The sequence below is a fragment of the Pseudomonas sp. NFACC42-2 genome (assembly GCF_900116055.1).
In the GTDB taxonomy this organism is placed as follows: Bacteria; Pseudomonadota; Gammaproteobacteria; order Pseudomonadales; family Pseudomonadaceae; genus Aquipseudomonas; species Aquipseudomonas marginalis.
In genome coordinates this window covers 106,992-124,590 of the sequence record NZ_FOZO01000014.1, presented here as the reverse complement: position 1 = coordinate 124,590, position 17,599 = coordinate 106,992, and the positions used below count along the sequence as shown (strand labels likewise).

General features: G+C 61.5%; 18 protein-coding genes. 8 read left to right on the top strand and 10 right to left on the bottom strand.

Going from position 1 to position 17,599, the window contains the following annotated elements; all coding sequences use genetic code 11:
• Positions 1 to 187: 187 nt before the first annotated feature.
• Positions 188 to 853: a polysaccharide lyase family 7 protein gene (locus tag BM416_RS22225; RefSeq protein ID WP_027606035.1), complete on the top strand. Its 666-nt coding sequence runs from the start codon at positions 188 to 190 to the stop codon at positions 851 to 853.
• A 106-nt stretch (positions 854 to 959) separates the two neighbouring features.
• On the opposite strand, the gene fba is transcribed toward BM416_RS22225, so the two are convergent.
• The 6 genes from fba to tkt all read right to left on the bottom strand — a co-directional run bounded on the left by fba (position 960) and on the right by tkt (position 7,281).
• Positions 960 to 2,024: a class II fructose-bisphosphate aldolase gene (gene fba / locus BM416_RS22220; protein WP_003177554.1), complete on the bottom strand. Its 1,065-nt coding sequence runs from the start codon at positions 2,022 to 2,024 to the stop codon at positions 960 to 962.
• Between the two features lie 234 nt (positions 2,025 to 2,258).
• A complete protein-coding gene (locus BM416_RS22215; protein WP_017531025.1) occupies positions 2,259 to 2,591 on the bottom strand; it encodes an MliC family protein in 333 nt (110 codons plus the stop codon).
• A gap of 60 nt (positions 2,592 to 2,651) precedes the next feature.
• Complete coding sequence (locus BM416_RS22210) at positions 2,652 to 2,879, bottom strand: hypothetical protein (protein WP_027606037.1); 228 nt, start codon at positions 2,877 to 2,879, stop codon at positions 2,652 to 2,654.
• A 29-nt stretch (positions 2,880 to 2,908) separates the two neighbouring features.
• Entirely contained in the window at positions 2,909 to 4,072 is a 1,164-nt protein-coding gene (locus BM416_RS22205) for a phosphoglycerate kinase (protein WP_027606038.1), read from the bottom strand.
• A gap of 17 nt (positions 4,073 to 4,089) precedes the next feature.
• Complete coding sequence (epd, locus tag BM416_RS22200) at positions 4,090 to 5,145, bottom strand: erythrose-4-phosphate dehydrogenase (protein ID WP_065947508.1); 1,056 nt, start codon at positions 5,143 to 5,145, stop codon at positions 4,090 to 4,092.
• A gap of 138 nt (positions 5,146 to 5,283) precedes the next feature.
• Positions 5,284 to 7,281: a transketolase gene (gene tkt / locus BM416_RS22195; protein WP_092489470.1), complete on the bottom strand. Its 1,998-nt coding sequence runs from the start codon at positions 7,279 to 7,281 to the stop codon at positions 5,284 to 5,286.
• A 272-nt stretch (positions 7,282 to 7,553) separates the two neighbouring features.
• On the opposite strand from tkt, the gene BM416_RS22190 reads away from it, so the two are divergent.
• From BM416_RS22190 to BM416_RS22170, 5 genes are all read left to right on the top strand, one after another.
• A complete protein-coding gene (locus tag BM416_RS22190; RefSeq protein ID WP_092489469.1) occupies positions 7,554 to 8,549 on the top strand; it encodes an ArsR/SmtB family transcription factor in 996 nt (331 codons plus the stop codon).
• A 19-nt stretch (positions 8,550 to 8,568) separates the two neighbouring features.
• Positions 8,569 to 9,759, top strand: a complete 1,191-nt coding sequence (gene metK / locus BM416_RS22185) for a methionine adenosyltransferase (protein WP_065925490.1) — start codon at positions 8,569 to 8,571, stop codon at positions 9,757 to 9,759.
• Between the two features lie 213 nt (positions 9,760 to 9,972).
• A complete protein-coding gene (locus BM416_RS22180) occupies positions 9,973 to 10,323 on the top strand; it encodes a hypothetical protein (protein ID WP_027606043.1) in 351 nt (116 codons plus the stop codon).
• A gap of 95 nt (positions 10,324 to 10,418) precedes the next feature.
• Positions 10,419 to 12,080, top strand: coding sequence for an NAD-dependent DNA ligase LigB (ligB, locus tag BM416_RS22175; protein WP_092489468.1), 1,662 nt, complete (start codon positions 10,419 to 10,421; stop codon positions 12,078 to 12,080).
• A gap of 66 nt (positions 12,081 to 12,146) precedes the next feature.
• On the top strand, positions 12,147 to 12,542 hold the full coding sequence (locus tag BM416_RS22170; protein WP_092489467.1) for a DUF1090 domain-containing protein: 396 nt from the start codon (positions 12,147 to 12,149) through the stop codon (positions 12,540 to 12,542).
• A 6-nt stretch (positions 12,543 to 12,548) separates the two neighbouring features.
• Here the strand turns inward: BM416_RS22170 and BM416_RS22165 are convergent, their stop codons facing one another.
• Positions 12,549 to 12,998 carry a c-type cytochrome gene (locus BM416_RS22165; RefSeq protein WP_092489466.1) on the bottom strand — a complete coding sequence of 150 codons (450 nt, stop codon included), beginning with the start codon at positions 12,996 to 12,998 and terminating at the stop codon, positions 12,549 to 12,551.
• A gap of 127 nt (positions 12,999 to 13,125) precedes the next feature.
• On the opposite strand from BM416_RS22165, the gene BM416_RS22160 reads away from it, so the two are divergent.
• A complete protein-coding gene (locus BM416_RS22160) occupies positions 13,126 to 14,322 on the top strand; it encodes a murein transglycosylase A (protein ID WP_092489465.1) in 1,197 nt (398 codons plus the stop codon).
• Positions 14,323 to 14,377: 55 nt separating this feature from the next.
• Here the strand turns inward: BM416_RS22160 and BM416_RS22155 are convergent, their stop codons facing one another.
• Positions 14,378 to 14,764 carry an MAPEG family protein gene (locus BM416_RS22155; RefSeq protein ID WP_092489464.1) on the bottom strand — a complete coding sequence of 129 codons (387 nt, stop codon included), beginning with the start codon at positions 14,762 to 14,764 and terminating at the stop codon, positions 14,378 to 14,380.
• 195 nt (positions 14,765 to 14,959) lie between these two features.
• Here BM416_RS22155 and BM416_RS22150 point away from each other — a divergent pair, with 195 nt between their 5' ends.
• Positions 14,960 to 16,219: a cation:proton antiporter gene (locus BM416_RS22150; protein WP_092489463.1), complete on the top strand. Its 1,260-nt coding sequence runs from the start codon at positions 14,960 to 14,962 to the stop codon at positions 16,217 to 16,219.
• Here the strand turns inward: BM416_RS22150 and BM416_RS22145 are convergent.
• Both BM416_RS22145 and BM416_RS22140 read right to left on the bottom strand, forming a co-directional pair.
• Positions 16,213 to 17,100: a formate/nitrite transporter family protein gene (locus tag BM416_RS22145; protein WP_092489462.1), complete on the bottom strand. Its 888-nt coding sequence runs from the start codon at positions 17,098 to 17,100 to the stop codon at positions 16,213 to 16,215. The two genes, BM416_RS22150 and BM416_RS22145, sit on opposite strands and share 7 nt — an antisense overlap.
• Positions 17,101 to 17,176: 76 nt before the next feature.
• A complete protein-coding gene (locus BM416_RS22140; RefSeq protein WP_065925501.1) occupies positions 17,177 to 17,581 on the bottom strand; it encodes an acyl-CoA thioesterase in 405 nt (134 codons plus the stop codon).
• Positions 17,582 to 17,599 lie beyond the last annotated feature (18 nt).

Below are 17,599 nucleotides of genomic sequence, written 5' to 3'. Positions count from 1 at the left end.
CAAAGTTCAGTCAGCCGACTAACGGTCAACCTCTACAGCCCGCGGTTCATGGGAAACATGGCTTTTTGGCATTCCCTTGGCGCCAATAAATTGCCAGCAAACGTTTAACAACTGGCCGACCACCGCCTATAAAGAACCTGTCAGGCCCCCGGGCCAAAGCCTTCACCCCCTGTAAAAGGCCAATGCCATGATCGACCTCTCCACTTGGAACCTGAGCATTCCGGTCGGCTCGCCCCCCGCGACCATCGACACGCCAAAGCTACTCAGTGGCTTCAACGACCAATACTTCCAGGCCGAAGGCAGCAACGTGCAATTCTGGACACCCGTCACCGGCACCCGCACCGAAAACGCCGTGTACCCGCGCAGCGAACTGCGCGAAACCTACGCCGACGGCCGCCTGCGCAACTGGACCTACCCCGAAGCCGACAACTTCCTGCGCGCCACCCTCGCGGTCAACCAGGTGCCCTCCAGCGGCAAGATCGTCATCGGCCAGATCCACGCCTACGACAGCCAGAAACCGCTGATCAAGCTCGAATACCAGTTCAAGGAAAAGACCCAGACCGGCAACATCGTCGCCAAGGTGCGCATGCGCCCGGACGAAGATGAAAGCCGCGTGATCATCGTCGCGTCCAACGTGCCGCTGGAGAAAAGCTTTACCTACGTGATCAACCTCAACAAAGCCGGGCTGCTCAGCGTGTACGCCGCTGACAGTGAGTGGAACGAGCGCATTGGTGCGGCGTGGGCCGCCAAGCCCTTGTACTTCAAGGCGGGCGCTTATGTGCAGGACAACAGTGGGGACAGCAAGGAAGGTGCGAAGGTGACGTTTGCGAAGTTGGATATTGATCACGAGTGAACGGATCGGCCTCGATTCGAGCAGGCAATGCCCGATGGGCGCAAGACTGATTTCCTGCCAAAAAAAAGCCCGCATCGCTGCGGGCTTCTTTTTTAACGCCAGAGGCTTAGTTCACCTTAGCGTTCAACTCACCTTTCAGGTAACGCTGGTACATCGCTTCCAACGAGATCGGCTTGATCTTCGAAGCGTTGCCGGCGGTGCCGAAGGCTTCGTAGCGAGCGATACACACATCACGCATCGCGGTCACGGTGGCGCCGAAGAATTTACGTGGGTCGAATTCGCTCGGGTTGGTGGCCATCAGGCGACGCATCGCGCCGGTGGACGCCAGGCGCAGGTCGGTGTCGATGTTGACCTTGCGCACGCCGTACTTGATGCCTTCGACGATTTCTTCAACCGGCACGCCGTAGGTTTCTTTGATGTCGCCGCCGTACTGGTTGATGATCGCCAGCCATTCCTGCGGGACCGAGGAAGAACCGTGCATCACCAGGTGGGTGTTAGGGATGCGTTTGTGGATTTCCTTGATGCGGTCGATGGCCAGTACGTCGCCGGTCGGCGGCTTGGTGAACTTGTAGGCGCCGTGGCTGGTGCCGATGGCGATCGCCAGGGCGTCCACTTGGGTCTTCTTGACGAAGTCGGCGGCTTCTTCCGGGTCGGTCAGCATCTGGCTGTGATCCAGCACGCCTTCGGCGCCGATGCCGTCTTCTTCACCGGCCATGCCGGTTTCGAGGGAGCCCAGGCAACCCAGTTCGCCTTCAACCGAAACGCCGCAGGCGTGGGCCATGGCCACGGTTTGTTGGGTTACGCGTACGTTGTACTCGTAGTCGGTCGGGGTCTTGCCGTCTTCGCCGAGGGAGCCGTCCATCATCACCGAGCTGAAGCCCAGTTGGATGGAACGCTGGCACACGTCAGGGCTGGTGCCGTGGTCCTGGTGCATGCACACCGGGATGTGCGGGAATTCTTCGATCGCAGCGAGGATCAGGTGACGCAGGAACGGGGCACCGGCGTATTTGCGCGCACCGGCCGAAGCCTGGACGATCACTGGGGAGTCGGTCTTGTCAGCGGCTTCCATGATGGCGCGCATCTGCTCAAGGTTGTTGACGTTAAAGGCTGGGACGCCGTAGCCGAACTCGGCTGCGTGGTCCAGCATTTGACGCATGCTGATAAGTGCCATTGTGTTGTCTCTCCCGGTCGAGGGTCGTTAATCGTGCAAGCCTGCCGTAGCGGCGGCTGCTATTCAAGTTATTGCAGGTCAGGCTTTGCATGCCTGGCGTGCTGAATCGTTATTGCTGATGTGGGAGGGGGGCTTGCCCCCGATGACAGCCTGTCAGTGATGACTCTGTTGGCTGATCCACCGCTATCGGGGGCAAGCCCCCTCCCACATTTGGATCTCATCAAATTTGAAATCTTATTGGGCCTTGCAGCCCCGCCCGATCAAATCGTCGGTGGCAACCCAGTAAACCAGGCCTTCCTCACCTTTTGTGTGAAACGCCAACTGGTCGTTGCTGTACAGCACGCCAGAGGCGGCAACGTCCTGTTTGAGGCGATAAACCTGGTCGGAACCGCCAAGGCGTACATCCACCTCACTGCGGGCCTGGTTGGCGAAGCGCCAGTTGACCTCGGCCTTGCTGTCGCAGGTCCAGGTGGTCCACTTATCAGCAGGCTCTGCCTTGTTGAACATATTCATGCTGCTGCAACCGGCCAGTAGGGCCAGGGCTGCCAGGGCGAAAACGCCTTTCATTGCCAATCCTCGCAGCGGGGCCAAAGGCCGCCGATGCCATCGGTTAGTTGATCAGACCCGTCAAGGGCAACCCTGTTCCTGACCGTTGGGCGCGGAGTCGTATTTCTCCAGCCGTTCGTTGCCGATGCGCTTGTTGATCACCGGCATGGTCTCGGCTTGCCAGTCAGCCTGATAGCAGCTTTTTTTCTGCTCCGTGGCAGGTTTGCCTGCCGCCGGCGCTGCGCTTGGCGTGCTGCCGCAGCCGGCCAACAGGCCCGCTGCGATCACCATTGCCAACGACTTGATCATGGGAATACTCCTTTTCCGGATCACGAGCCTTAGCCTTTGGCTCGGGTTTCCAGCACTTCAACGGCCGGCAGGACTTTGCCTTCGACGAATTCGAGGAATGCACCGCCACCGGTAGAAATGTAGGAGATCTGGTCGGCAACGCCATATTTATCGATGGCCGCCAGGGTGTCGCCGCCGCCGGCGATGGAGAATGCCGAGCTGTCTGCGATGGCCTTGGCCAGCACTTTGGTGCCGTTGCCGAACTGGTCGAACTCGAACACGCCGACCGGACCGTTCCACAGGATGGTCTGGGAGGCTTTCAGCAGCTCTGCGAAGTTGGCTGCAGTTTGCGGGCCGATGTCCAGGATCATGTCGTCGGCGGCCACGTCGGCGATGAGCTTGACGGTGGCTTCGGCGGTTTCAGCGAACTCCTTGGCAACCACCACGTCCACCGGCAACGGCACGCTGACCTTGGCGGCGATGGCACGGGCGGTGTCGAGCAGGTCCGGCTCATACAGGGACTTGCCCACCGGGTGGCCTGCTGCCGCCAGGAAGGTATTGGCAATGCCGCCGCCAACGATCAACTGGTTGCAGATCTGGCTCAGGCTGTTGAGCACGTCCAACTTGGTGGACACCTTGGAGCCGGCAACGATGGCAGCCATCGGTTGGGCCGGAGCGCCCAGGGCCTTGCCCAGTGCCTCCAGTTCAGCCGCCAGCAATGGGCCGGCAGCCGCCACCTTGGCGAACTTGGCCACGCCGTGGGTCGAACCCTCGGCACGGTGGGCAGTGCCGAACGCGTCCATCACGAACACGTCGCACAGCGCGGCGTATTGCTGGGCCAGTTCGTCGCTGTTCTTTTTCTCGCCTTTGTTGAAGCGCACGTTTTCGAACAGCACGATGTCGCCAGGCTTAACGTCGACACCGCCCAGGTAGTCAGCCACCAGCGGCACATCACGGCCCAGGGCCTTGCTCAGGTAGTCGGCTACCGGCTTGAGGCTGTTTTCGGCGGAGAACTCACCTTCGGTCGGGCGACCCAGGTGGGAGCAGACCATCACGGCCGCGCCTTTTTCCAGGGCCAGCTTGATGGTCGGCAGCGAGGCCAGGATTCGCGCATCGCTGGTGACAACACCGTCCTTGACGGGGACGTTGAGGTCTTCGCGAATCAGTACGCGCTTACCTTGCAGATCGAGGTCGGTCATCTTCAACACGGTCATGGGTGGCAGTTCCTGAATTACTGTTGAGGTTGTTTAGAGGCGATATGCAGATAATGTTCCGCAACATCCAGCATTCGGTTGGCAAAGCCCCATTCGTTGTCGAACCAGGCCAGGATGTTCACCAGCCTCGGGCCGGAAACGCGGGTCTGGCTGGCATCGACAATCGCCGAATGCGGGTCATGGTTGAAATCACAACTGGCGTGGGGCAACTCGGTGTAGGCCAGCAAGCCTTTGAGCGGGCCGCTGGTGGCGGCGTCGCGCAGGATCCGGTTGACCTCCGTCGCATCCGTGTCGCTGACGGTTTGCATGGTGATGTCCAGACAGGACACGTTCACCGTCGGCACCCGTACGGCTTTGGCCTGGATTCGCCCGGCAAGTTCCGGCAGCAGGCGTTCGATGCCGCGCGCCAGACCGGTGGATACCGGAATCACCGACTGGAACGCCGAGCGTGTGCGGCGCAGGTCTTCATGATGATAGGCGTCGATCACCGGCTGGTCGTTCATCGCCGAGTGAATGGTGGTGATCGACACGTAGTCCAGGCCGATCGCCTGATCCAGCAGGCGCAACAGTGGCACGCTGCAGTTGGTGGTGCAGGAGGCGTTGGACACCAGCAGCTCATTGCCGGTCAGGCAATCCTGGTTGATGCCGAAGACGATGGTGGCGTCGACATCCGCCTCGCTGGCCATCGGCTGGGAAAACAGCACACGGGGAGCGCCGGCGTCGAGGAAACGCTGGCCATCGGCACGGGTGTGATAGGCACCGGAGCATTCCAACACCAGGTCGACGCCCAGCGCCGCCCAGTCGATGCCCTCGGGGGTGGCGCTGCGCAACACTTTCACGCAGTCGCCGTTGATATGCAGACAATCGCCTTCGACCCGCACTTCGCCGGGAAAGCGGCCGTGGGTGGAATCAAAGCGTGTCAGGTATTCGATGCTGGCCATGTCGGCCAGGTCGTTGATCGCGACAATTTCAAACCCGGCTGCCGCCCCTCGCTCGAACAGAGCACGCAAGACGCAACGACCAATGCGGCCGTAGCCGTTGAGTGCAACTTTGTAGGGACGCGTTTGGGGCATGGGGTTCTCGATCGAGGTTAGTTCGGTGTTGAATGCAGTATCGCCATCGCGGGCAAGCCCGCTCCCACATCAGACCGCGATCCAAATGTGGGAGCGGGCTTGCCCGCGATAGCGCCAGTACAGACAACGCAGACTGACTTAGTCTTCCAGCAGCTCTTCAGCCTGACCCAGGATGTTTTCCAGGGTGAAACCGAACTCTTCGAACAACGCTGGCGCCGGCGCCGACTCACCGTAGGTGGTCATGCCGATCACGCGGCCTTCCAGGCCCACGTACTTGTACCAGTAGTCGGCGTGAGCCGCTTCGATGGCGATACGCGCGCTGACCTGCAACGGCAGGACCGATTGCTTGTAGCCGGCGTCCTGGGCTTCGAACACGCTGGTGCACGGCATGGACACAACGCGCACGTTACGGCCTTGGGCAGTCAGCTTGTCGTACGCCTGAACGGTCAGGCCCACTTCGGAACCGGTGGAGATCAGGATCAGCTCCGGCTCGCCGATGCAGTCCTTGAGCACGTAGCCGCCGCGGCTGATGTCGGCGATCTGCGCGTCGGTACGCACCTGGTGTTGCAGGTTCTGACGGGAGAAGATCAGCGCCGAAGGGCCGTCCTTGCGCTCGATCGCGTGCTTCCAGGCCACCGCGGATTCCACCGCGTCGGCTGGGCGCCAGCAATCCAGGTTCGGCGTGGTGCGCAGGCTGGTCAGTTGCTCGACCGGCTGGTGCGTCGGGCCGTCTTCGCCGAGGCCGATGGAGTCGTGGGTGTACACATGGATCACGCGCTTCTTCATCAGCGCGGCCATACGTACGGCATTGCGCGCGTACTCCATGAACATCAGGAAGGTCGCGCCGTAAGGCACCAGACCGCCGTGCAGGGACACGCCGTTCATGATGGCACTCATGCCGAATTCGCGCACGCCGTAGTACATGTAGTTGCCGCTGGCGTCTTCGGCCGAGACACCTTTGCAGCCTTTCCACAGGGTCAGGTTGGAACCGGCCAGGTCGGCCGAACCACCGAGGAACTCAGGCAGCAGCGGGCCAAAGGCATTCAGGGTGTTCTGGCTGGCTTTACGGCTGGCGATGGTCTCGCCCTTGGCCGCGACTTCGGCGATGTAGGCCGAGGCTTTTTCCGAGAAATCGGCAGGCAGGTCACCGGCCAGGCGGCGTACCAGCTCATTGGCCAGCTCAGGGAATTCGGCGGAGTAGGCAGCGAAACGCTGGTCCCACTCGGCTTCGGTGGCCAGGCCTTTTTCCTTGGCATCCCATTCGGCGTAGATGTCGACCGGGATTTCGAACGGGCCGTGGTTCCACTTCAGCGCTTCGCGGGTCAGGGCGATTTCCGCGTCACCCAGTGGGGCGCCGTGGCAGTCTTCCTTGCCTTGCTTGTTCGGCGAGCCGAAGCCGATGGTGGTCTTGCAGCAGATCAGGGTCGGCTGCGCGCTCTTGCGGGCGGTGTCGATGGCGGTCTTGATCTCTTCCGGATCGTGGCCGTCGACATTGCGGATTACCTGCCAGTTGTAGGCTTCGAAACGCTTGGGGGTGTCATCGGTGAACCAGCCTTCGACTTCGCCGTCGATGGAGATGCCGTTGTCATCGTAGAAGGCGATCAGCTTGCCCAGGCCCAGGGTGCCGGCCAGGGACGCGACTTCGTGGGAAATGCCTTCCATCATGCAGCCATCACCCAGGAACACATAGGTGTGGTGATCGACGATATCGTGGCCAGGGCGGTTGAACTGCGCGCCCAGGACTTTTTCAGCCAGCGCGAAGCCCACGGCATTGGCCAGGCCTTGGCCCAGGGGACCGGTGGTGGTCTCGACGCCTGGGGTGTAGCCGAATTCCGGGTGACCCGGGGTGCGGCTGTGCAGCTGGCGGAAGCTCTTGAGGTCATCGATGGTGACGTCGTAGCCGGTCAGGTGCAGCAGCGAGTAGATCAGCATCGAGCCGTGGCCGTTGGACAGTACGAAGCGGTCACGGTCGGCGAACGACGGGTTGCTCGGGTTGTGCTTCAGGTAATCACGCCAAAGTACCTCGGCGATATCCGCCATGCCCATCGGGGCACCGGGATGGCCGCTGTTGGCTTTTTGCACGGCATCCATGCTGAGGGCACGAATGGCGTTGGCACGCTCACGACGGCTGGGCATCGCTGTTCTCCTGAGGATTTTGAAGAGTGAATGATTAAAAGAAACGGAAAAAAGGATCGGCATTTTCCCTCAGCCACCGCCTGCGGGCAATGACAGATAGTCACTTGCAGGTGTTTTTCCTGTGCTTTGGGCGGCAATCGCTTGCAGAAACCTTTAACCGCTTCGTCTAAAGGTTATAGCGGCCGCTTATAACCGCCACTTATCGATCAATATCAAAACTTTTTGATATTGACCTTGCGGGGATACTCACCCGTCACTAGACTGCTGGCCTTATGAACCTACCCGTGCCCACCCTGCGTACTGACGACGGCGAAGAGCTGGCAGCCTTGTGCAAGGCCGCTGGCGACCCATTGCGTCTGAACGTATTGCGCGCACTGACCAACGACTCATTCGGCGTACTGGAACTGGCACAGATCTTCGCCATCGGCCAGTCGGGCATGAGCCACCATCTGAAGGTGCTGGCCCAGGCCGACCTGGTCGCCACCCGCCGCGAAGGCAATGCGATTTTCTACCGTCGCGCCCTGCCCCACGCCGACCTGCTCGGCGGCAAGTTGCACGCGGCCCTGCTTGAGGAAGTGGACAGCCTGAGCCTGCCCCATGACGTGCAGTCACGCATCGGCCAGGTCCACGGGCAACGTGCCGCCGCGAGCCAGGACTTTTTCGCACGGGTTGCCGAAAAATTTCGCGCCCAGCAGGACCTGATCGCAGGCCTGGCCCAATACCGCGACAGCGTACTGGCGCTACTGGACAAGCTGAGCTTCAGTGAAGAAGCGACGGCGCTGGAAGTCGGGCCCGGAGATGGCGGCTTCCTGCCGGAACTGGCACGCCGCTTTCGGCAGGTCACGGCGCTGGACAACAGCCCGGCGATGCTCGAACTGGCACGCCAGCTCTGTGAGCGCGAGGCATTGGGCAATGTCAGCCTGCAGTTGGCTGACGCCCTGAGCAGCACAACGATCAAGGCCGATTGCGTGGTGCTGAACATGGTCCTGCACCATTTCGCCGCCCCCGCCGACGCCTTGAAGCAAATGGCCGGGTTGCTGCACCCCGGCGGTAGCCTGTTGGTTACGGATTTATGCAGCCACAACCAGAATTGGGCCAGGGAGGCCTGCGGTGATCTCTGGTTGGGTTTTGAACAGGACGATCTGGCCCGTTGGGCCACCGCTGCGGGACTCGTTCCCGGGGAAAGCCTCTATGTAGGTTTACGTAATGGTTTCCAGATCCAGGTCCGCCACTTTCAGCGACCGACTGGCGACACTCACCATCGGTAAATATCAGGAAAACATCGAGATGAGCGAATACTCCCTTTTCACCTCCGAGTCCGTGTCTGAAGGGCATCCGGACAAAATCGCCGACCAGATTTCTGATGCGGTGCTGGACGCCATCATCGCTGAAGACAAGTTCGCCCGTGTGGCGTGCGAGACCCTGGTGAAAACCGGTGTAGCGATCATCGCTGGCGAAGTGACCACTACCGCCTGGGTTGACCTGGAGCAGATCGTTCGTGACGTGATCACCGACATCGGCTACAACAGCTCCGACGTCGGTTTCGACGGCGCGACCTGCGGCGTGATGAACATCATCGGCAAGCAGTCGCCCGACATCAACCAGGGCGTCGACCGTGCCAAGCCGGAAGACCAGGGTGCCGGCGACCAGGGCCTGATGTTCGGCTATGCCAGCAACGAAACCGAGGTGCTGATGCCGGCACCGATCACCTTCTCGCACCAGCTCGTGCAGCGTCAGGCTGAAGCGCGTAAATCCGGCGTGCTGCCTTGGCTGCGCCCGGACGCCAAGTCCCAGGTGACCTGCCGCTACGAAGGCGGCAAGGTGGTCGGCATTGACGCCGTCGTACTGTCGACCCAGCACAACCCGGACGTTTCCTACGCCGACCTGCGCGAAGGCGTGATGGAGCTGATCGTCAAGCACGTGCTGCCGGCCGAACTGCTGAGCAAGGACACCCAGTTCCACATCAACCCGACCGGCCAGTTCATCATTGGCGGCCCGGTAGGTGACTGCGGCCTGACCGGTCGCAAGATCATCGTCGACAGCTACGGCGGCATGGCCCGTCACGGCGGTGGCGCGTTTTCCGGCAAAGACCCATCCAAGGTTGACCGTTCGGCCGCCTACGCCGGTCGCTACGTGGCCAAGAATATCGTTGCTGCCGGCCTGGCCGAGCGTTGCGAGATTCAGGTGTCCTACGCCATCGGCGTGGCCCAGCCTACGTCGATCTCGCTGAATACCTTCGGCACCGGCAAGATCAGCGATGACAAGATCATCAAGCTGGTGCGCGAGATCTTCGACCTGCGCCCTTACGCGATCACCACCATGCTCGACCTGCTGCACCCGATGTACCAGGAAACCGCAGCCTACGGCCACTTCGGTCGCACCCCAGCGCAGAAGACCGTCGGCGACGACACCTTCACCACCTTTACCTGGGAAAAAACCGACCGCGCCAACGACCTGCGCACTGCCGCCGGCCTGTAATCGCCCACGGTACATAAAGCCTCGCCGGGTTTGCCCGGCGGGGCTTTTTCTTGCCTGCGGGACCGCCTTCACATTTTTTGGATCCAAAGCTTGCAGGCACAATAATGGCCCTCTAGAATCCGCGCCCTCTCGGGCCTTCACCTTATTTTGGATATTGCCCTGCACCCGCCCGGGACTCATAAGTGCGCAGGCAATCGAACATTGAGGTTTTTCATGCGCATCTCCACGCTCGCCCCTGCCGCCCTTCTGCTCAGCCTGTTCGCCCTGCCGGCCCACGCCGCCGACCTGAGCGCATTGAGTGGCGCCCTGGGCTCCCAGCTGGGTGTCGGCAATTCCGGCGACTGCCAAAAGCAATCCGCAGACCTGCAAACCAAGATCGATGCGGCCGAAGCCAGCAAAGACAGCTTGAAAGTGAAGGCCTTCAAAGCAGCGCAGGACCAGATCAACAAAGGTTGTGACAAACTCTCCGAAGCCCAGGCCAAAGCCGACGCCAAGCAGCAAACCCAGGAAGCCAAGGCTGATAAGCCTGATGCCGTGAAAGCGCTGGGCGGCCTGTTCAAGTAAGCCGAAACACCCGGTAAAAAGCCCCGCAGCGTCGGGGCTTTTTTGTGGGTGAACGGATCATTTAGGCTGGGCGCCCCTTCCGAGCAAGGATGCTCATGATGCGTTTACTGATTGCTCTGCTACTCAGCGCTCTACCCTTTTCGGCCTGGACTGAAAACTGCCCCGATGAGGCCGGGACCCAGGTCGACACCCTGGCCGAACAAATCCGCCTGTGGGACGACAGTTACCACCGCCTCGGCCAATCCCCCGTCAGTGATGAACTCTACGACCAGGCCCGCCAGCGTCTGGCCCACTGGCGCCAGTGCGTGCCCAACCCCACGGCGCCTGATGATCCGCTGGCCAGTTCACGGGGCACCTTGCCGCACCCGGTCGCCCATACCGGCCTCGAAAAGCGCCTGGATGAGCAAGCCGTGGGCGCCTGGCTGGGCACGCGCCGGGATGTATGGATCCAACCCAAGGTGGACGGCGTTGCGGTGACCCTGGTGTACCGCCAGGGCCGGTTGAAACAGCTGATCAGCCGTGGCGATGGCAAGCTGGGCCAGGACTGGTCGGCCTCCGCGCGCAAGATCCCCGGCATTGTCCAGCAACTGCCGGAACCCATCGACCTGGTGCTGCAAGGCGAACTTTATTGGCGCCTCGACGAGCATGTGCAATCGGCACGCGGCGGGCTCAACGCGCGCAGCAGGGTGGCCGGGCTGATGAATCGCCGACAGCTGAGCGACACCGACGCCGCCGGCATCGGCCTGTTTGTCTGGGCCTGGCCAAACGGCCCCGCAGACTTTACCGAACGCCTGGCCACCCTGGCACGCTGGGGTTTCACCGACAGCCAGCGCTACAGCCAGCCCGTCCAGGACATCATCGAAGCAGCACATTGGCGCACCTATTGGTACAACCACCCCCTGCCCTTTGCCAGTGACGGCGTGGTGCTGCACCAGGCGCAGCGCGCACCCGCTGAACGCTGGCAGGCTAGTGCGCCTTATTGGGCGGTCGCCTGGAAGTACCCCGCCTCCAAAGCCCTGGCCCTGGTACGCCAGGTGCAATTCAAGATCGGCCGCACCGGACGCATCACCCCCATTCTGGAACTGGAGCCGGTGCGCCTGGACGACCGCCGGATCAGCCGGGTCAGCGCCGGCTCCTTGAAGCGCTGGCAGGCCCTGGATATTCGCCCGGGCGACCACGTGTCCATCAGCCTGGCTGGCCAAGTGATCCCTCGGCTGGACCAGGTGATCCTGCGCAATACCACCAGGGTCGACCTGCCAGTGCCCGACCCTCGGGACTTTCACGCCTTGAGTTGCTGGCAGCTGGACCCCGGCTGCGAAGAACAGCTGCTCGCACGCCTTACCTGGCTGAGCGGCAACCAGGGCCTGGCATTGCCGCACATAGGCCGCGAGACGTGGAACATATTGATCCAGGCCGGTCTAATCGCAGGCTTTCTCGATTGGTTAACCCTGGATGCGGCAGAGCTTGCTAACATTGATGGCTTCGGTGAGCGCAGCCGCACGCGGCTGCTCGACAGCCTTCACAGCGCTCGGCAACGCCCCTTCGCACAATGGCTCAAGGCCTTGGGTGTACCGCCTGCGGCACGCGGCAACCTGAAGGGCGACTGGCAGACGCTGGTCGCCAGGGACACACAGGCCTGGCTGGCCATCGATGGCATCGGCCCGGGTCGCGCAGCGCAACTGAGCGCTTTTTTTCGCGACCCACACGTACAGACATTGGCTGAAACATTACGTGTGGCCGGAATAGACGGGTTTTGAACCAGACCCAGCCACCTTTAAATCACAGCAGAATTCACCCTGCTATTTGCGACCCCGGAGCTCCACATGAAATTCCTCGCCCCTTTTGCCCTGCTGACCGTCGCAAGCTTCATGGCCACGCCACTGCTGGCTGCCGAAGAAGCCACCCCACTCACCGGCTGCGCCGCCAAGCGCCAGGCCATCAGCACCCAGATCGAACAGGCCAAGGCCCACGGCAACAGCGACCAGCAAGCCGGCCTGGAAAAAGCCCTGAGCGAAGTCACCGCCAACTGCACGGATGCCGCCTTGAGGAAGGAGCGCGAAAACAAGGTACTCGACGCCAAGCACGAGGTCAGCCGCCGTCAGGCCGACCTCGACAAGGCGATGAAAAAAGGCGACGCGGACAAGATCAACAAGCGCAAGGACAAGCTCGCCGAGTCACGCAAGGAACTGCAGGACGCCGTGGAAGAACTCGACCAGTAAAACCGGTCAGTGGTCGCGAAATTGTTTATGGCAGGCACTGCAGGCATCTTCGACTTTCTGTACGGCAGGCGTAAGGTTGCTGGCCTTGTAGGGCTGCACCTGGCTGGCGATCACCAACTCACCGGTGGCCGCTTCCAGATCGCGGGCCAGTTGCTGGAACTGCGCCTGTTTTTGCCACACGTCGTCCTTGGCGCTGGTGTGATCCTCCTCGCGCGCACTCGGAAAGTGTTTCCACGGTTCATGGGACAGCGCATCGAGCTTGACCGCGCCTTCGGCGAATTTCGCGCCATCGAAGGCAATGCGCCCGCGCAACATGCCGCCCAGGTCTTCAGCGGTCTTGAGCATTTGCTTGAAGATCGCCTTGCGCTGGCCCAGGGGCGAATTCGGATCGACGCCGCCGCAGGCGGACAGTGCCAGGCAGGCCAACAGCACAAGCGTCATTTTTTTAAAAGTCATGGTGGCTCAGGTCACGGGAAACGGCGGCCAGTATCCTCGCCCAGCCCGTAAAGACCAATAGCCCTATTAATAATAAGGGTTGTCCACAGGCGCTACGGCGCGGGCAATCGCTTCAGGAACCGTTTGTATGAATCTCACATTGAAACACTGGAGCCGCCGTCTGGCATGGGCTCTGCCGATGATTGCACTGCTGGCAGGCTGTGACGCGGGCAAGGACAGCGGTAAAGACACGGCTAAAGAAGAAGCTGCCAAGCCCCACGCCGTCGCCACCTATGTAAGCGCTCCCTGGGAGGCGTTGCCCGCCGTGTCCGACAGCGACCTGCTGGCCGGCTTCGAATCCTGGCGCAGCGCCTGCCAACGCCTCAAGGCCGACCCTATATGGGGGGCCACCTGCGCAGCAGCGGGTCCCGTGCCAGCCGATGCCGTGGCGGTGCGCGGTTTTCTCAAGGAGCGCCTGGACGTGTTCGGCCTGCGTTCGGCCGACAATACCCCCAACGGCTTGATCACCGGCTACTACGAACCGGTCTATCCCGGCAGCCTGACCAAGACCGCCGCCGCTCACGTACCCGTGTATGGCGTGCCGGATGACCTGATCATCGTCAATCTGGAAAGCATCTACCCGGAACTCAAGGGCAAGCGCCTGCGCGGCCGCCTCGAAGGTCGCGTGCTCAAGCCCTATGACGATGCCAGCGCCATCAACGGCCAGGGCTCCACCGCCAAGCCGATTGCCTGGCTGACCAACCCGATGGACCTGCAATTTCTGCAGATCCAGGGCTCGGGGCGCATTCAACTCAAGGGCGGTCGCCAGCTACGCGTCGGTTACGGCGACCAGAACGGCTACCCCTATCGCCCTATCGGCCGTTGGCTGGTGGAGCAAGGCGAACTGAAGAAAGAAGACGTGACCATGGGCGCCATCAGCGCTTGGGCCAAGGCGCACCCGGAGCGCATCCCGGAACTGCTGGCCAGCAACCCCAGCTACGTATTCTTCAGCGCTCGCCCCGACAGTAATGAAGGCCCGCGCGGTTCGCTGAATGTGCCGTTGACCGCCGGCTACAGCGTAGCGGTGGATCGCAAGGTGATTCCGTTGGGCAGCCTGTTGTGGCTGTCGACTACCAAGCCCGACGGCTCGCCATTGGCACGCCCGGTCGCCGCGCAGGACACCGGCGGTGCAATCACCGGAGAAGTGCGCGCGGATTTGTTCTGGGGCACGGGTGATGCTGCCGGAGAGCTGGCGGGAAATATGAAGCAGCAAGGGCAGATCTGGATGCTGTGGCCCAAGGGCGCGGCGTTGCCGCAGGTGCCGGATGCCCCCACCGGAACCTGACACTCGCCGAAAACACACTGTAGGAACGAGCTTGCTCGCTCCTACAGAAACCGGTTCAGATCGAGACGAAGAAGAAGCTCGCAATAAGCGCCATGCCCACCGCCCACACCAGCGAGCGCAATATCGCCCAGTCGGCCAGGTAGCAAATGATGTACAGCAGGCGGCTGGTGATAAACAGCACCGCCAGCACATTGATGGTCACCAGTTCGGCCGTGCCGGCCAGGTGGGCGATAATCACCGCGGCGGCAAAGGCGGGGGTGACTTCAAAGCTGTTGAGCTGCGCACAGTGGGCGCGCTTGGCAAACCCTTCAAGGGTATCCAGGAAAGCACGCGGGTCGTGGTTCTGCCGCGGCCCGAACTTGCCGCCACTGAACTTGGCCACGCCCGTGCACAGGTAAGGCAGGAAAATCGCGATCAACACACACCAGAAAGCAGCCGTCATCACTCAGTCCTTTTGTCGTTTTATGCAGCGATTAGAGTTCTAGCACTAAAAACCCAATATCGCACCTAACCGCTATGAGCCGCGCGACACCGAAAGGTTCTACCGCACTTTCACCCAAGACCTTGCAACCTCATGCCGCCACTGCGGTCCATCCCCCATTAACAATCCACCACCCCCACCTTCCAAGGACCCCGGATGCTTGAACTTGTCGCCGCCTTCATTTGCCTCACCACCCTGCTCACCTATGTGAACTTCCGCTTTATCGGCCTGCCGCCCACCATCGGCGTGATGGTCACGGCCCTGCTGTTCTCCCTGATCCTGCAAGGCCTGAGCCTGCTCGGCTACCCAGGCCTGGAGGAACGTATCCAGCAACTGATCGGCCAGATCGACTTCGGCGACCTGCTGATGAACTGGATGCTGTCGTTCCTGCTGTTCGCCGGCGCCTTGCACGTCAACTTGAACGACCTGCGCAGCTACCGCTGGCCCATCGGCCTGCTGGCAACCTTCGGTGTGTTGATCGCCACCGTGGTGATCGGCAGCCTGGCGTATTACATCTTCGCCCTGTTTGGCTGGCACGTGAGCTTCCTGTACTGCCTGTTGTTCGGCGCACTGATCTCGCCCACCGACCCCATTGCGGTACTGGGCGTGCTGCGAACCGCCAATGCGTCGAAACCGCTGAAGACCACGATTGTGGGTGAAAGCCTGTTCAACGACGGCACGGCGGTGGTGGTGTTTACCGTATTGCTGGGCATCGCGCAGTTGGGCGAGACGCCTACCGTGGGCGCCACGGCCTTGCTGTTCGCCCATGAGGCAATTGGCGGCGTGGTCTTCGGCGGGCTGATCGGCTATCTGGTGTACCTGATGATCAAGAGCATCGAACAGCATCAGATCGAAGTGATGCTGACCCTCGCCCTGGTCATCGGCGGCTCGGCGATGGCCACCGAACTGCACGTCTCCGCACCGATCGCGATGGTGGTGGCCGGGCTGATCATCGGCAACCTGGGGCGCAAGCTGGCGATGAACGACATGACCCGGCGCTACCTGGACGGCTTCTGGGAATTGCTGGACGACATGCTCAACGCGCTGCTGTTTGCGCTGATCGGCATGGAGCTGCTGCTGTTGCCGTTCAACTGGCTGCACGTGTTCGCGGCCGGTTTGCTGGCGGTGGCGATCCTGCTGTCGCGCCTGCTGACCGTGGCCCCGGCGATCCTGTTGCTGCGCCGCTGGCGGACGGTGCCGCGCGGCACCATCCGTATCCTGACCTGGGGCGGTTTGCGCGGCGGGGTTTCAGTGGCACTGGCGCTGGCCCTGCCGCTGGGCCCGGAGCGCGATCTGCTGCTGAGCATCACCTACATCGTGGTGCTGTTGTCGATCCTGTTGCAGGGTCTGAGCATCGGCAAGCTGGTCAAGCGTGTGACCCGGGACGAACCCCAGGCCACGCCTGACACTCATTGATCCTTGTTGATCTGCTGCGGATGCCTCGGGTCCGCAGCCTTCTTGTCCGGCAGGCTGCCTTCGCTGCGGATCTGCGCATGGCTGATCAAGGCAAAGATAAAGCTGCCACCGATGATATTGCCGGCCAGTGTGGGGCCGGCAAACACCAGCCAGAAATCCTTCCACGGCAACTCGCCGGCAAACACCAGGTACGACACTTCCGCCGAACCCACCACGATATGGGTGAAATCCCCCAGGGCCATCAGGTAGGTGATCAGAATGATGATCCACATCTTGGCGCTTTCCATCGACGGGATCATCCACACCATGGTGGCAATCATCCACCCGGAGACGATGCCCTTGGCGAACATCTGGCCGGCGTCGTTTTCCATGATCTTGCGCCCGATTTCGAGGAAGGCCAGGTCGGTCTTGGTGTCGAAGATCGGCAGGTGCAGCATCACATAGGCCACCAGTAGGGTGCCGCAGAGGTTACCCACCAGCACCACCGACCACAGGCGTAGCAGGCGCCCGGCATTGGCCAGGGTCGGCTTGCTCATTACCGGCAGCACGGCGGTCAGGGTGTTTTCGGTGAACAGTTGCTGGCGCGCCAGGATCACCGCGAGAAAGCCTGCGCAGTAGCCGAAGCTGGCGATCACCTTGAAGGCCTCTCCGTCCGGAAGGCGTGAATTGAGCAGCCCCATGGCCATCAATGACAGGCCCATGGTCAGGCCGGCTGCCAATGCCGACCACCACAAGGCGGCGACGCTGCGCTCCAACTCCTGATCGCCCTGGGTGCGGATAATTTCATGCAGCACCGCCGCGCGGGGCGGCTGGTTCTTGTCGACGTCCTGCTGCTCTTCCTGGGACAGGTTGGGGGTCTTGCCGTCTTCTTGCGTGGCCATGGTGATACCTGAACGGGGGGCGATGTTCAGGTACGACCTATGGTTGATCAAGAGCGTTCACTGGCCCGGCGCAGGTTTACTCGCGGATGCCATCTTCCTGGAACTGGTCCTTGACGTACTTGATCTCGGTGCGCCCATGAGGTGCGGGCAAACCGTCCTCGCCAAGGTTGACGAAGACCATTTTTTCCACGGTGAGGATGCTTTTGCGGGTGATCTTGTTGCGCACTTCACAGGTCAGGGTGATGGAGGTGCGGCCAAACTCGGTAGCAGTGATCCCGAGTTCGATGATGTCGCCCTGGCGCGAGGCGCTGACAAAGTTGATTTCGGAGATGTACTTGGTCACCACGCGCTGGTTGCCCAGTTGGACGATGGCATAGATGGCCGCTTCTTCGTCGATCCAGCGCAGCAGGCTGCCACCGAACAGGGTGCCGTTGGGGTTGAGGTCTTCAGGTTTTACCCATTTGCGGGTGTGGAAGTTCATGGTCACTCCAAAGCGTCT